Below are 13,253 nucleotides of genomic sequence, written 5' to 3'. Positions count from 1 at the left end.
CTCAACTCGCCCTGCGGCGACGGTAGTAGTGCACGGTGAGTACGGCGAGCAGCGGGCCCCAGGCGGCCAGCGGCAGGTAGCCGGCCCAGAACGCGACGGTCTGCCAGCCGTGGGTGATCAGCCCCGAGGCCCGGTCGCCCCGGAGGGTCAGGCCGAACGCGAACATCACCATCGAGTACGGGAAGACCATCAGCGCCGCCGAGCCCAGCCCGGCCGGGAGCACGGCGGCCAGCACCGGGACCGGCCTGCCGCCGAGGACGGGGATCCAGCGCGGCCACACCTCGCCCCAGCGGGCGACCAGGCCGAAGCAGAGGAGGGCCAGCGCCTCGCTGACCACGCTGAGCGCGAGGATGTACGCCCAGCCGCCGTCGAAGGAGGTCGGGTCCTGCTCCGGGGGCGTCGGGCCGGGTTCGAACAGCGGCAGTCCGAGGATGAAGCCGCCGATCCGCCAGAGGCAGGAGGGCAGGACGGCCAGGGTGATCGCGTACCCGGTCCGGACCGCCCAGCGGGGCACGCCCGGGGCGGGTGTGCCGTGCAGTCGTGCCCCGATCGTCCGTGCGCCCATGGTTCCGCCTCCCGCCCCGGGCGGACGCCGTCCGTCCGCCACCGGCTCCGACGTTCCCGGAATCCGCCGGCGGGGGCGTCCTCACCCGGGCTGAACCCGCTCCCCCGGGCGGGGGAGCGGGACGCCCCCCTTGCGGGAGAAGGCTCAGCCGACCTCGTCGGGCCCGGTGAAGTCGGGCGGCGTGTACCCGGGCCCGGTGAAGTCGGGCGGGGTGAAGGCGGCAGGGCGGGGCGTACGGCCGTGGGGGTCGGTCAGCCCCTCGGGGCCGGGGCTGGTGAACCCGGGGGAGCTGTAGCCGGGCCTGCTGAAGTCGGGGCTGCTGAAGTCGGGCCCGGTGCCCGCCGCGGTCCGGGCCGCCGAGCCGGGCACCGGCGGCAGCGCGTCGAGCAGGTACGGGACGAGTCCGCGCTCGCGCAGCGCGGTGCGCCACTCGCGGTGGGCGTCGCCGAGTTCGGCGGCGAGTTCCGGGTCGGTGCCGGCCGGGGCGGTCGCGGCGCCCTCGCGCAGGGCGGTGAGCAGCAGCCCGACGATGCCGATGGCCATCGCGGCGACGCCGGCGGCGAGCGCCACCCAGCCGGCCGTGACCAGGGAGTGGGCGAGCGCGAGGTTCGGGCTGGTGGCGCGCAGCAGGTAGCCGATCAGCAGCAGGAACAGGGCGGCGGCCCAGGCCAGGATCGGGGTGAGCACGGTGAGGGCGGGGAACAGTCCGGCGCCGCCCCCGGAGCGCAGTTGGCTGAGCAGCCCGGGTGCCGCGCTGTCGCTGCCGGGCGTGGGCGGGGGCGCGCTGTGCAGGCTCTCGCGCAGCCGGGTGTAGTGGGTGTACTCGGTGGCGGCCGCGGCGTTGATCCGGTCGGCGTCGCGCAGGGCGCTGATGCGCAGCTGGTCGGTGGTGAGCGCGCCGGGCGCGCGCAGGGCGGTGAGGACGGTGCGGTCGCGCAGGGCTTCCGTGAGGAGGCGCTCGTACTCCGCGCGGTCCTCGGCGAGCAGTGGCGGGGGGTTGGACATGGGGACCCCGTTCGTGCGGACCCCGTTCGCCGCGCCCCGGGGGCGCGCGGCCCTCAGGGCGCCGGAACGGGCGCGGAGGCGGGCCGCCGGACGGGCGGCCGGGTGTGGTGTGCCTCATGGTAGGGGCGGGCGCGCCCGGGCTGACAGTCGGTTTCCGGAATTTCGCGCCCCGGGACGCGCGCGTGCGACGGCCCGAGCGCCGGGAACAACTGTTCTGCGACGATGGTGGGTTGACGACCGGTCGGCGGACGCGTCCGGTTCGGCGGCCGCCCGGCCCACTCGCCGCCGCTCAGCCGATCGGCAGCCGGGCGACCAGCAGCCGCCCCTCCATGGTGACGCCGCCGTCCATCGCCACCGCGAGGTCGTCCGCGTACACGTACGGCCCGGGGATGTGCGGCGGCTGGCCGTCGTCGTTGTGCACCGCGCCGGTGAGGTACGGGATCGGGCTGTGCCCGTGCACGATCCGGGTGCCGCCGTAGGTGTCCAGCAGCTCGTGGACGGCCATCGGCCCGGCGTCGCCGCGGAAGGCGAAGCGCTTGGTGAAACGGCGGAAGCAGTCCCACCAGTCGTCCACGCTGCCGTCGGCGAGCAGGCCGTGCACGGCGTCGTTGACGTCGGGGATGGACTCGCCGTACTCCAGGTACGCGGTGGTGTCGGAGTGCAGCAGCAGGTGGCCGTCCTCCAGCGCGATCGCGGGCAGCCGGGAGAGCCAGCTGATGTGGTGCGCCTCCAGCCGGTCCAGGTCGTTCTGCTGGCCGCCGTTGAGCCGCCAGGCGGCGAGGAAGGAGGCGGTGCCGGCGGTGGACTGGACGGGCTCGTCGCCGTACTTGGCGGCGCCCAGGAAGAGCAGTTCGTGGTTGCCCATCAGGGCGCGGCAGTAGCCGCCGGCCGCGGCGGCCTCGGCGGCGAGCTGCATGACCAGGTCGATGACGCCGATGCCGTCGGGGCCGCGGTCGGTGAAGTCGCCGAGGAACCAGATCCGGGCGCGGCCGGCGGACCAGTGGCCGTCGTCGTCGATCAGGCCCTGGTGGCGCAGTTCGGCGCGCAGCTCCTCCAGGTAGCCGTGCACGTCGCCGACGACGTAGACCGGGCCGGGCGGCTCGCCGGGGCCGGGGGCCGGGTACGGGTAGGTCGGTGCGGCGGGGTCGGGCAGCGGCGGGCCGAGTTCGATGGTCGGCGGGTCGTCGCGGCCGGCGAGCTGGAGCGCCGGGGAGGGCTGGTCGGGCAGGGTGGGCTCGTAGCCGCCCTGCTCGCGGCCGTCGTACCCGCTCGGCTCCTGGCCTTCGTAGCCGCTCTGGTCCTGGCTGTCGTACTCCTGGCCTTCGTAGCCGCTCTGGTCCTGGCCGTCGTACCCGCCCTGTTCCCGCCCCTCGTACCCGCTGCCCGGGTGCGAGAAGCTCGGGTTGTGGTCCATGCCGATCCCCTGGGCGTGCACGGTGTGCCCCTGGCCGTCGGCGGGCCAGTGCTGCTCCAGGTAGCGGGCTCCGCCGTAGCCGCTGTAGGTCTCCCCGTCGTAGCCCTCCCCTTCATAGGGGGTGGCCTGGTAGCCCGGGGCGGGGTCGGGTTCGTAATAGGTGCCGTACGGCAGCACGTCGAGGTCCGGCTGGTGGCGGGGGCCCGGGTGGGGGTGCTCGGGCCCGGGGAAGCGGTCCTCGGGTGTCATTCGCCCATCATAGGAAGACCACTCTCCCGGCGTCGTCACCTGGTGGGTATCCAATCCTCCGGAGCGTCAGCCGGGCGGACCCGCAGGGTCCGTTTTGTCCCGGCTCGGTACGGTCTCGTCAGCCCCGGCCGGGTACCGTGCTCCGGCGTCGGGGCTGCTGCTGCGCGGTGGTCTAAACCTCGCCCGGGGGGCGGGGCGGGCTGACGGTGGTGCGCGGACTCCGGCGCTGGGAGGACGCGCGGACGATCAGCTCGGTCGGCATCAGGGTGCCCGGCGGCGGCCCGGTGCCGGCGGTGCGGAACCGCGGTGGGAAGAGCCTGGCGATGTCGACGCCCGTCCCGGAGTCCACGCCCTCGATCGCGTCGATGAGCAGGTTGACCACGGTGGTGCCGATCTTGCGCGGCTTGAGCGAGAGCGTGGTGATCGGCGGTTCGGTGGTCGCGTAGACGTCGCTCTCGCTGCAACAGACCAGCAGCAGGTCGTCCGGCACCCGCAGGCCGTAGCGGCGGGCGGCGGCCAGCAGGTCGGTGCCGTTGGGGTCGAACAGTCCGTAGACCGCGTCCGGCCGGTCGGGGCGGGCGAGCAGCCGGTCGGCGGCGACGGCGCCGGCGGCCGGGTCGTGCGCAGGGTAGGTCTCGTACACCGGCTCCTGCCCGACCTTGGCGCACCAGCCGAGGTAGGCCTCGGTGGACAGCCGGGTGTAGGTGTCGGTGCTGGTGCCGGTGAGCAGGCCGATCCGGCGGGCGCCGGCTTCGGAGAGGTGGTCGAGGATGCCGAGCACGGCGGCCTCGTGGTCGTTGTCGACCCAGGCGGTGACCGGGCAGTTGCCGGGTTTGCCGTCGCTGACCACCGGGACGCCGGACCGGTACAGCTCGCTCACCAGGGGGTCCTGGTCGGGCGGGTCGATCACCACGGTGCCGTCCAGGGCGATGTTGCCCCAGACGTCGTGGCGGGAGGAGGCGGGCAGCACCACCAGCGCGTAACCGCGGCCCAGGGCGGCGCTGGTGGCGGCCCTGGCCATCTCGGCGAAGTACGCGAACTCGGTGAAGGTGAACGGCTCCTCACCGTAGGTCGTGACGGTCAGCCCGATCAGGCCGGACCGGCCGGTGCGCAGGGTGCGGGCGGCCGCGGAGGGGCGGTAGCCGAGGCGCTCGGCGACCTCGCGCACCCGGCTGCGGGTCTCGTCGGGCAGGCGGCCCTTTCCGTTCAGCGCGTCGGAGACAGTGGTGATCGACACTCCGGCGGCTGCTGCCACATCCCGGATGCCGGCCCGCTCCAGACGCCGCGAGGTGGTGGGTCGCCGACCGCTCTGGTTGGCTGCTGCTGTCATGGCGGACCGATCGTATGGCTCCTGACAAGGGTCTGTGACCGGCGCATCGGGAGCCCTCGGAGATACGTTTCTCCAAGAGTGAGCCGGGGTTCGCCCCTTCGATACCCACCCGGAACCGGTCCTCTTACCTCTGACATGTGCCAAAGGAACGGGGCAGAATGGCTGAACTGCGCCTGTAACCCGACCGGGCATCTCACTCCTATGGGTGAGGGGCGATCGGTATCGTGCAAGACACCCGACCGGGGTGGTCCGCGTGCGACACGAGGTCCCGGGCACGGAGGCGAACCCGTCCGTGGCGGGCGAGCGCACCGGAGAGTTCCGCAACTGGAAACGGAGTACGACCGTGAGCAGTGGTACGTCAGCGCAGGGCCCGCGGCTGCGGCCGACCCTCGACGGCATCCCCACCTACAAGCCCGGCAAGCCGGCCGGCGCCGACGCCTACAAGCTGTCCTCGAACGAGAACCCCTACGAGCCGCTGCCCGGCGTGCTGGAGACGGCCGTCCAGGCGGCCGGTTCGTTCAACCGCTACCCCGACATGGGCGTCACCGAGCTGACCTCGGCGCTGGCCGAGCGCTTCGGCGTGCCCGCCGAGCACATCGCCACCGGCACCGGCTCGGTCGGCATCGCCCAGTCCCTGGTGCTCGTCACGGCCGGCCCGGGCGACGAGGTGGTCTTCGCCTGGCGCTCCTTCGAGGCGTACCCGATCGTCGCCACCGTCTCCGGTGCCACCCCCGTCCCGGTGCCGCTCAAGGCGAACGGCGACCACGACCTGGACGCGATGCTCGCCGCGATCACCCCGAACACCCGGCTGGTCTTCGTCTGCAACCCCAACAACCCCACCGGCAACGTGATCCACCGCGCCGAGCTGGAGACCTTCCTGGACGCCGTCCCGAGCGACGTCCTGGTCGTGGTGGACGAGGCCTACATCGAGTTCATCCGCGACCCCGAGGTGCCCAACGGCATCGACCTCTACCGGGACCGCCCGAACGTCTGCGTGCTGCGCACCTTCTCCAAGGCGTACGGACTGGCGGGCCTGCGGGTCGGCTTCGCGATCGCGCACGAGCCGGTGGCCGCCGCGCTGCGCAAGGTCGCCACCCCGTTCGGCGTGAGCCAGCTCGCCCAGAACGCCGCCGTCGCCTCGCTGCGCGCCGAGGAGGCGCTGCTGGAGCGGGTGGAGGCGCTGGTCGCGGAGCGCACCCGGGTGGTGGCCGGGCTGCGCGCCCAGGGCTGGGAGATCCCGGACTCGCAGGCCAACTTCGTCTGGCTCTGGCTCGGTGAGCGCTCGTTCGAGTTCGCCGCCGCGTGCGCCGAGGCCGGCGTGGTCGTGCGGCCGTTCCCGGAGGGCGTGCGGGTGTCGATCGGCGAGGCCGAGGGCAACTCGATCTTCCTGTCGGTGGCGGAGGCCTTCCGCAAGTCGCTCTGACGTTCCTGACGTCTCTGATGTCTCTGATGTCTCTGACGTCCTGCTGTTGATCGCAGGGGCGCGCCGGTTCTCCGGCGCGCCCCTGCGGCGTTCCGCCCGGATCGTCGAGGCCCTTCGAGGCCCTTCGGCGTCCTTCGGCGTGTCCTTCGACGCCCGGCCGAGTCTCCTCCCGGAAGGCTGTGGGTCGCTGGGAGCCCGCTGGGAGTTCGGCCAACGGCTGGCCAGGGAGCGGCCAAGGCGCCGACGGAGGCCGGGGCATCTGTCCGGAATGCCCGGATCCGGTCGGTCAGTCTTCTCCCAGCCGGTGCCCAGGGCAGCGCAAGAGCGCACCGGGAAGCTGTCCGGCATGAAGGTGCTCCCACGGCGGCGAGGCGCCGTCCTCGTCAACTCCGCGCTCGGCGTGGCCCTGCTGGGCGGGGCCGCCCTGGTGTACGCCACGGTCAGCGGCAGCTCAGGCCCGGCCTCCGCCAAGCCCGCGGCCCGTACCGCGACGGTGTCCAAGGGCACCGTCCTGGCCACCGTGTCCGGAACCGGCACCCTGGTCTCACCGACCGACGCCGCCCAGGACTTCACCACCGGCGGCCGGCTCACCGCGCTGAAGGTGGCGGTGGGGGACGCAGTGAAGAAGGGGCAGGTGCTCGCCACCGTCGACACCACGGCGGCCCAGCAGCAGGTGGACGCCGCCCAGGCGTCCCTCACCACGGCCCAGGCCAACCTCGCCAAGGCTCAGGCGGGTGTCACCACCACGACCACCGAGCCGCTGCCGGGTGCCACCTCCGACGCCTCTCCCGGCGCCGGGGCCGGCGGCGGTGGCGGCGGCCGCGGGGCGGGCGGGAGCAGTACGCCCGCCCCGCAGACCACCACCATCACCACCACCAAGGTCGACGACGCGGCCGTGGCCCAGGCCCAGCAGCAGGTCACCACCGCCCAGACCAACCTCGCCAACGCCCGGGCGGCGCTGGCCGGGACCACCCTGACCGCCTCGGTGGACGGCACCGTCGCCTCGATCTCCGGCAAGGTCGGCGACACCGTCGGGGCCACCGGCTCCGGCTCCGGGACCTCCTCCTCCGGCAAGTCCACGGGGACGGGCGCGAGTTCGACGGCCGCCCCGAGCGGCTTCATCGTGCTCACCAACCCGACCGGGATGCAGGTCACCGCCAACTTCTCCGAGCTGGACTCGCTCAAGCTGAAGAAGGGCGAGGCGGCCACCGTCACCCTGAACGCCCAGTCCGACACCAAGCTCAACGCGACCGTCCTGTCGGTCAGTTCGCTGCCCAGCAGCAGCGGCTCCGGCGGTGCGGCGGGCTCCGCCGCCGTCCAGTACGCGGCCACGCTCCAGCTCTCCGGCGACACCAGCACGCTGCGCACCGGCCTCAGCGCCACCGTCCAGGTGATCACCGGCGAGGCCGACAACGCGCTCTCGCTGCCCACCTCCGCGCTCTCTGGCACCGGCGCGTCGCGCACCGCGACCCTGGTGCGGCCGGACGGCGCCTCCGAGCGGGTCACCGTCACCGTCGGGGTCGAGGGCGACAGCACGGTGCAGGTGGTCTCCGGGCTGAAGGAGGGCGACAAGGTCGAACTCCCCACCACCAGCGGCGGGAACGGCTTCCCGAACGCCTCCTTCCCTGGGGTCGGCGGCAACCGCGGCGGCAGTGGCGGCCAGGTCTTCCCGGGCGGCGGGTCCGGCGGCGCCGGTGGGGCCGGTGGGGGCACCGGCCGCGGCGGCAGGGGCTGAGACCAGGTCATGCGTCACGTCATCGACAAGCGCGTCCCGGCCCACCCCGTCCCGGTGATCCGGCTCCGCCGGCTCACCAAGGCGTACGGGCACGGCGACGCCACCGTGCACGCGCTGCGCGGCCCGTCCGACCCGCGGAGCGGCGAACCGCAGGGCGTCAGCCTGGACATCGAGCAGGGCGACTACGTCGCCGTGATGGGCAGCTCCGGCTCCGGCAAGTCCACCCTGATGAACATCCTCGGCTGCCTGGACGTCCCGACCTCCGGCCAGTACCTGCTGGACGGCACCGACGTCGGCCACCTGGACGAACACCAGCTCGCGCTGGTGCGCAACCGCAAGATCGGCTTCGTCTTCCAGTCCTTCAACCTGGTGCCCCGCACCACCGCCCTCGCCCAGGTCGAGCTGCCGCTCGCCTACGCGGGCGTCCGCACCGCCGAACGGCGCCGCCGGGCGATGGCCGCGCTCTCCCTGGTCGGGCTCGCCGAGCGGGCCGGCCACAAGCCCAACGAGCTGTCCGGCGGCCAGCAGCAGCGCGTCGCGGTGGCGCGGGCGCTGGTGACCGCGCCCGCGATGCTGCTCGCCGACGAGCCGACCGGCAACCTCGACAGCCGTTCGACGGAGGAGGTGCTGGCCCTGATCGACGGGCTCAACGCCACCGGCCGCACGGTCGTGCTGATCACCCACGAGGACGAGGTCGCGCGGCACGCCAAGCGGGTGCTGCGGCTGGTGGACGGGCAGATCGTGAGCGACCTCCGGCAGGCCCCGGTCGAGGGCCCGCCGCCCTTCCTCGACGAGGCAGGGATGTCGTACGAGGCGGGGGTGTCGGCGTGATCCTCTGGCAGACGCTCCGCTTCGCGGTCGGCGGCCTGGCCGCCAACAAGGTGCGCTCGGCGCTCACCATGCTCGGGGTGCTGATCGGCGTGGCCTCGGTGATCCTGCTGCTGGCCGTCGGCAACGGCTCGTCGGTGGCGGTGAAGGAGTCGATCACCTCGCTCGGCACCAACGCGCTGACGGTCAGCTCCGGTTCGGCGAACGGCGGCTCCCGGGCCACCTCCTCGGTCAAGAAGCTCACGGTCGCCGACGCCAAGGCGCTGGCGAGCGACTCCTCCAGCGGGGCGATCAGGTCCGTCGCCCCGGTGGTCACCACCAGCGCGACGGCGCTCTACGGGAACATCTCGTACAGCCCGGGCTCGGTCGTCGGCACCTACCCGTCGTACTTCGAGACCGCCAACCAGAAGGTCGCGCACGGCGAGTACTTCACCGACGACGACGTCCTCGCCTCGCGCAAGGTCGCGGTGCTCGGCGCGACGACGGCCAAGCAGCTGTTCGACACCGAGGACCCTGTCGGCAAGTCGGTGGTCCTGGGCGGCACGCCGTTCACCGTGGTCGGCGTGCTCCAGGCCAAGGGCGGCAGCGGCTTCACCGACCCGGACGACGTGGTGATCGCCCCCCTGCCGACGGTGCAGAACGCCTTCACCGGCTTCGGCTCCGTCAACCAGATCCTGGTCCAGGCCTCGTCCGCGGACAGCACCACGGCGGCCCAGTCGGAGATCACCCGGGTCCTGCTCGGGACGCACGCGATCGCCGACCCGGCCAAGGCGGACTTCCGGATCACCAGCCAGGCCTCGCTGCTCACGGCGAGGGAGAGCACGACGAAGACCTTCACCGTGCTGCTCGGCGCGGTGGCGGCGATCTCGCTGCTGGTCGGCGGGATCGGGATCACCAACATCATGCTGGTGACGGTCACCGAACGGACGCGCGAGATCGGCATCCGCAAGGCGCTCGGCGCGCCGCGTGCGGTGATCCTGGGGCAGTTCCTCACCGAGTCGACGCTGCTGTCGGTGATCGGCGCGGGGCTGGGGGTGGCGGCCGGGATCGCCGGCTCGCACTTCAGCATCGTCGGCATCAAGCCGGTGGTGATCCCCGAGAGCGTGCTGGGCGCGTTCGCCATCGCCGTCGCCATCGGGCTGTTCTTCGGCAGCTACCCCGCCAACCGGGCCGCCTCGCTGCGGCCGATCGACGCCCTCCGGCACGAGTAGGACTCCATCCATGAGCAGCAAAGAGATCGCCACGGTCGCCACGACCGAGGCCGGTACGCCGGCCGAGCAGGTCGCCCTGCTGGCCACCCCGCCGGACGCGCGGGACGTGAGCGCCGAACTGGCCGCGCCGCCGAGGAGGAAGCTGCCCTGGCTCAGCCTGGTGCTGGCGGGTGGCGTGATCGCCACCGGCGCGTTCGCGGGCGGGGTCTGGTTCCAGCAGAACCAGGGGTCCTCCTCGGGGGGTGGGAAGTCCTCCGCCTCCCGGCCGGCTGCGGCCTCCGCGGCGGGGGGATACGGGGCGGGCGGCTACGGGCAGAGCGGCTCCGGCCGTAGGGGCCAGGGGCAGGGCGGCCAGGGCCAGGGCCAGGGCCAGGGTGGTTTCGCTCGTGGCACGGTCAAGGCCGTGGACGGCAACACCGTCTACCTGACGGACTCCAACGGCAACACCATCAAGGTCACCACCGGCGACGCGACGAAGGTCCAGCTCAACAAGGAGGGCAAGGTCGCCGACCTCCAGCCCGGCCAGAGCGTGACCGTCGTCGGCACCCCCGACGCCAACGGTGGCTACACCGCCAGCCAGCTCGTCGAAGGGGCTGCCGGTGCGGGCGGCTTCGGTGGCGGGGGCTTCGGTGGCGGTGGCGCGCCCAGGAACCCGTCCGGCGGCTGACCCGGAGCCGACGGACGACCGCGAGGCCCTCGCCCCTTCCCCGGGCGAGGGCCTCCGCATGTGCTCAGCGCGGTTCGAGGCGTCTCACCGCTCCCACGCCGCCTCCCGGTCCAGCTCCCGGAGCAGGTGGAGGAGGTTGAGGAGGGTGGAGACGGGCGCGTTGCCGAAGTCGACCAGGAGGCGCCCGTCGAGGATGGTCTCGCCGGCCGAGGCGGAGCCCCAGAGGAGTCCGTACGGGAGACCTCGCCGGTGGAGTTCGCCGAGGAGGGCGGTGATGTGGGAGGGGGTGAAGTCCCGCATCCGGGGGTCGTCCGGCGCGATCGGCTCGCGGGTCACGCGGCCGAGTCCAGCTCGTACCAGACCGTTTTGCCACGCTTCTGGGGGTCGACGCCCCAGCGGTGGGTGAGCCCGGCGACGAGCTGGAGACCCCGGCCGGACTCGGCGAGGAGGTTGCGGGACTGCTCGTCGGGGAGCATGGAGCTCTCGTCCGCGACGCAGACCCGGAGGGTGCGGCCGAGGAGGGAGAAGTAGACGACGGGCGAGGCGGTGTCGGCGTGCCGCCAGGCGTTGACGATCAGCTCGTCGAGGGCCAACTCGGCGGCGATGATGGTCTCGGGGTCCCAGGCGGCGCGGATCAGGACGTCCCGCAGGGCCTGCCGGGTGAGGGTGATCGAGGGGGTGATACGGGTGCACACGGGAACCTCCGCGAGGCTGTGGTGTGGGGAGGAGAAGGGAGCCGTGAGCCAGGCCGGGATGCGGTTGCTCTTCGGCAGGAGGGCAGCAGGCGCCTACTGCCCGGAAATCATGGGATGCTGACGATCCGTCGGATCGATCTGGGAATGACGATAGCGCGGATCGCCACAAACTTGTGGCGATCCGCAAGAAGTTCACCCGGACGTGGCTACCGCTCTGAGGCAGACTGATCCCATGGCCCTACGATCGAACCCGACCCTCCGTCAGCTGCGGTTGGGCGCAGAGCTGCGCAGGATGCGGGAGCAGGCCGGTCTCGGCGGCAGCCAACTCGCTCGCGCTCTTGGTATCAACCCCGCCCACGTGACCCAGATGGAGAGCGGGAAGACCGGCATCAGCGTCGAACGCCTGCGGACGATCGCCGCGTTGTGCATGTGCGTGAACGAGCCCTTGATCGATGCGCTGACGGACATCATCACGGACCGTGACAGGGGCGGTTGGTGGGAGGAGTACCGCGGGCGCCTCTCGCAGCACTTCCTGGAGATGGCCGAGATGGAGAGCCGTGCCCGCGCGCTCTCGACCTACACCATGGCCTTCATCCCCGGGTTGCTCCAAACCACGAATTACGCTTCTGCAGTCTTTGCCCGAGGAGTCCCGCACCTTCCCCAGCACGAGGTTGACCTGCGGGCCGCCTTCCGCATGCAGCGGCAGAACGTGGTCCGTTCTGGCGAGACTCCGTACTCAGCCTTCATCCATGAGGCGGCGCTGCGCATGCAGTTCAGCGGCCCCAAGGTCCAAGCCGAGCAGCTTGGCGGCCTCATCGAGGACTCCGAACAGTCGACCGTATCGATCCGAGTCGTCCTGTTCGACGTGGACACGCTCCCGGTCAACTACGAGAACTTCACGTACGTTGAAGGCCCGATCCCCGAGCTCGACACGGTGCAGATGGACTCAGGCCTCGACAGCGTGATCTTCGACGCTCCGGCCCAAATCGCTCAGTTCCGCTCCCGGCTCGACCGGCTCGATTCGGCGGCCCTCTCGGAGGAAGAGTCTCGGGATTTCATTCAAACCATCAAGAAGGATATGGAAAGCAAACATGTCTGACTCCACCTGGCAGAAGTCCAGTTACTCGGCCGCCAACTCCGAATGTGTTGAGGTCCGTGCGGCTGATGGCGTGATCGAACTTCGGGAGTCCGACGAGGGCGACGTCATCGTCCGCACGACCACCCCCAGGTTCGCCGCCTTCCTCCAGGGCGCGAAGGCCGGCGACTTCGACCACCTGACCACCACCGCCTAGCGACCCGTCCTCTGGCCTGTCGCTCCTGCGCGACAGGCCAGAGCGTGAGGCTCACTGGCTCGGGACCCTCGTGTACTTCTAGGCCCGTAGCGCCGTGGCCCCGTCGAGCTGTTGCTCGACGGGGCCACGACGTTCGAGGTGTCCGCTACCCTGCCAGCTCCACCAGCCACGGATGCCCGGGGTGGATCTGCTCCAGCCACCCGCCGAGGGCTTCCCGCCTCGCCCGACTCAGCAGCGGCAGCACGGTGTCGAAGTCCGCCCGGTCCTTGGGCCGTGCCGCCTTCGCCTTGAACAGCAGCACCAACTCCGGCGCCAGGTAAGGAATCCCGTCGGGCGTCCGCTCGATGACGTCCTCGTACGGCAGCCGCAACCGCTCGTCCCGTCGGCAGACCCAGGTCCTGCCGTCGTGCGGCTCGCGGAAGACGTCGAGCAGGAACCGCCCGCTGTCCGGCTCCCGCAGCCAGGTCTGGTGGGTGGCCGCCAGGGCCTCCGCACCGGCCGCCGGCCAGACCCGTCCCGAACCGGCCGCGTCGAACACGTGGTCCGGGAAGCGGCCCCGGACCTCCGGGAATCCCGCCGTGGGCACCGCGATCTCCAGGTCGCCGTGCGGCCGCGACTGTCGCCCGAGGAACAGGTCGAGCGCCCACCCCGCCGCGACGCACCAGCTGGTGCTCACGCCGGCCAGCCGCTCCGCGACCTGTTCCGGCCGCCACGGGTCCGCCCACCGGGCTGCCAGTTCGTCCGCATCGAGCACGACGCCGCCGGGCGGCAATGAGTCGGTCACCATGCCAACCTACGTGCCGCACCAGCCGAAGCGCGCCGGCCCGGCCGCCACGGCT

At 72.3% G+C, this 13,253-nt stretch carries 14 protein-coding genes; 7 read left to right on the top strand and 7 right to left on the bottom strand.

Annotation, left to right across the window (positions count from 1 at the left end):
- Nucleotide 1: 1 nt before the first annotated feature.
- The 4 genes from ACWDBE_RS12810 to ACWDBE_RS12795 form a co-directional block, all read right to left on the bottom strand.
- Nucleotides 2–565: a hypothetical protein gene (locus ACWDBE_RS12810; protein ID WP_449787932.1), complete on the bottom strand. Its 564-nt coding sequence runs from the start codon at nt 563–565 to the stop codon at nt 2–4.
- 144 nt (nt 566–709) lie between these two features.
- Entirely contained in the window at nt 710–1,570 is an 861-nt protein-coding gene (locus ACWDBE_RS12805) for a hypothetical protein (RefSeq protein ID WP_449807949.1), read from the bottom strand.
- Between the two features lie 289 nt (nt 1,571–1,859).
- Nucleotides 1,860–3,233 (bottom strand): metallophosphoesterase, encoded by a 1,374-nt coding sequence (locus ACWDBE_RS12800; protein ID WP_449807948.1) that lies wholly within the window; start codon nt 3,231–3,233, stop codon nt 1,860–1,862.
- A gap of 172 nt (nt 3,234–3,405) precedes the next feature.
- Complete coding sequence (locus tag ACWDBE_RS12795) at nt 3,406–4,563, bottom strand: LacI family DNA-binding transcriptional regulator (RefSeq protein ID WP_188296553.1); 1,158 nt, start codon at nt 4,561–4,563, stop codon at nt 3,406–3,408.
- Nucleotides 4,564–4,906: 343 nt separating this feature from the next.
- Between ACWDBE_RS12795 and hisC the strand changes: the two genes are divergently transcribed.
- The 5 genes from hisC to ACWDBE_RS12770 all read left to right on the top strand — a co-directional run bounded on the left by hisC (nt 4,907) and on the right by ACWDBE_RS12770 (nt 10,427).
- Nucleotides 4,907–5,986, top strand: a complete 1,080-nt coding sequence (hisC, locus tag ACWDBE_RS12790; RefSeq protein ID WP_449787934.1) for a histidinol-phosphate transaminase — start codon at nt 4,907–4,909, stop codon at nt 5,984–5,986.
- A 346-nt stretch (nt 5,987–6,332) separates the two neighbouring features.
- A complete protein-coding gene (locus ACWDBE_RS12785) occupies nt 6,333–7,721 on the top strand; it encodes an efflux RND transporter periplasmic adaptor subunit (RefSeq protein WP_449787935.1) in 1,389 nt (462 codons plus the stop codon).
- Between the two features lie 9 nt (nt 7,722–7,730).
- On the top strand, nt 7,731–8,552 hold the full coding sequence (locus ACWDBE_RS12780) for an ABC transporter ATP-binding protein (RefSeq protein ID WP_449807947.1): 822 nt from the start codon (nt 7,731–7,733) through the stop codon (nt 8,550–8,552).
- On the top strand, nt 8,549–9,760 hold the full coding sequence (locus ACWDBE_RS12775; protein WP_449787937.1) for an ABC transporter permease: 1,212 nt from the start codon (nt 8,549–8,551) through the stop codon (nt 9,758–9,760). Before ACWDBE_RS12780 ends, ACWDBE_RS12775 begins: the two co-directional genes overlap by 4 nt.
- Nucleotides 9,761–9,770: 10 nt before the next feature.
- On the top strand, nt 9,771–10,427 hold the full coding sequence (locus ACWDBE_RS12770; RefSeq protein ID WP_449807946.1) for a DUF5666 domain-containing protein: 657 nt from the start codon (nt 9,771–9,773) through the stop codon (nt 10,425–10,427).
- Nucleotides 10,428–10,511: 84 nt separating this feature from the next.
- Here the strand turns inward: ACWDBE_RS12770 and ACWDBE_RS12765 are convergent, their stop codons facing one another.
- Together ACWDBE_RS12765 and ACWDBE_RS12760 are read right to left on the bottom strand one after the other, a co-directional pair.
- The gene (locus ACWDBE_RS12765) at nt 10,512–10,763 is read right to left on the bottom strand and encodes a hypothetical protein (RefSeq protein WP_449787939.1); all 252 of its coding nucleotides are present in this window, start codon (nt 10,761–10,763) and stop codon (nt 10,512–10,514) included.
- A complete protein-coding gene (locus ACWDBE_RS12760; RefSeq protein ID WP_449787940.1) occupies nt 10,760–11,122 on the bottom strand; it encodes an ATP-binding protein in 363 nt (120 codons plus the stop codon). The genes ACWDBE_RS12765 and ACWDBE_RS12760 overlap by 4 nt, the downstream gene beginning before the upstream one ends.
- A gap of 232 nt (nt 11,123–11,354) precedes the next feature.
- Between ACWDBE_RS12760 and ACWDBE_RS12755 the strand changes: the two genes are divergently transcribed.
- Nucleotides 11,355–12,221, top strand: a complete 867-nt coding sequence (locus tag ACWDBE_RS12755) for a helix-turn-helix domain-containing protein (RefSeq protein WP_449787941.1) — start codon at nt 11,355–11,357, stop codon at nt 12,219–12,221.
- Nucleotides 12,214–12,414 (top strand): DUF397 domain-containing protein, encoded by a 201-nt coding sequence (locus ACWDBE_RS12750; protein WP_449807945.1) that lies wholly within the window; start codon nt 12,214–12,216, stop codon nt 12,412–12,414. The genes ACWDBE_RS12755 and ACWDBE_RS12750 overlap by 8 nt, the downstream gene beginning before the upstream one ends.
- Before the next feature lie 145 nt (nt 12,415–12,559).
- Here the strand turns inward: ACWDBE_RS12750 and ACWDBE_RS12745 are convergent, their stop codons facing one another.
- The gene (locus ACWDBE_RS12745) at nt 12,560–13,198 is read right to left on the bottom strand and encodes a nucleotidyltransferase domain-containing protein (RefSeq protein WP_449787943.1); all 639 of its coding nucleotides are present in this window, start codon (nt 13,196–13,198) and stop codon (nt 12,560–12,562) included.
- Between the last annotated feature and the right edge of the window lie 55 nt (nt 13,199–13,253).

It is taken from the genome of Kitasatospora sp. NPDC001132, assembly GCF_053598415.1.
This window is presented reverse-complemented; position numbering and strand designations above follow the sequence as displayed.

What these genes read in the sequence shown, in the direction of transcription:
- ACWDBE_RS12750 (WP_449807945.1), top strand. Translation starts at nt 12,214, where the DNA reads ATGTCTGACTCCACCTGGCAGAAGTCCAGTTACTCGGCCGCCAACTCC.
- ACWDBE_RS12800 (WP_449807948.1), bottom strand. Translation starts at nt 3,233, where the DNA reads ATGACACCCGAGGACCGCTTCCCCGGGCCCGAGCACCCCCACCCGGGC.
- ACWDBE_RS12795 (WP_188296553.1), bottom strand. Translation starts at nt 4,563, where the DNA reads ATGACAGCAGCAGCCAACCAGAGCGGTCGGCGACCCACCACCTCGCGG.
- ACWDBE_RS12780 (WP_449807947.1), top strand. Translation starts at nt 7,731, where the DNA reads ATGCGTCACGTCATCGACAAGCGCGTCCCGGCCCACCCCGTCCCGGTG.
- ACWDBE_RS12755 (WP_449787941.1), top strand. Translation starts at nt 11,355, where the DNA reads ATGGCCCTACGATCGAACCCGACCCTCCGTCAGCTGCGGTTGGGCGCA.
- ACWDBE_RS12810 (WP_449787932.1), bottom strand. Translation starts at nt 565, where the DNA reads ATGGGCGCACGGACGATCGGGGCACGACTGCACGGCACACCCGCCCCG.
- ACWDBE_RS12805 (WP_449807949.1), bottom strand. Translation starts at nt 1,570, where the DNA reads ATGTCCAACCCCCCGCCACTGCTCGCCGAGGACCGCGCGGAGTACGAG.
- ACWDBE_RS12785 (WP_449787935.1), top strand. Translation starts at nt 6,333, where the DNA reads ATGAAGGTGCTCCCACGGCGGCGAGGCGCCGTCCTCGTCAACTCCGCG.
- ACWDBE_RS12770 (WP_449807946.1), top strand. Translation starts at nt 9,771, where the DNA reads ATGAGCAGCAAAGAGATCGCCACGGTCGCCACGACCGAGGCCGGTACG.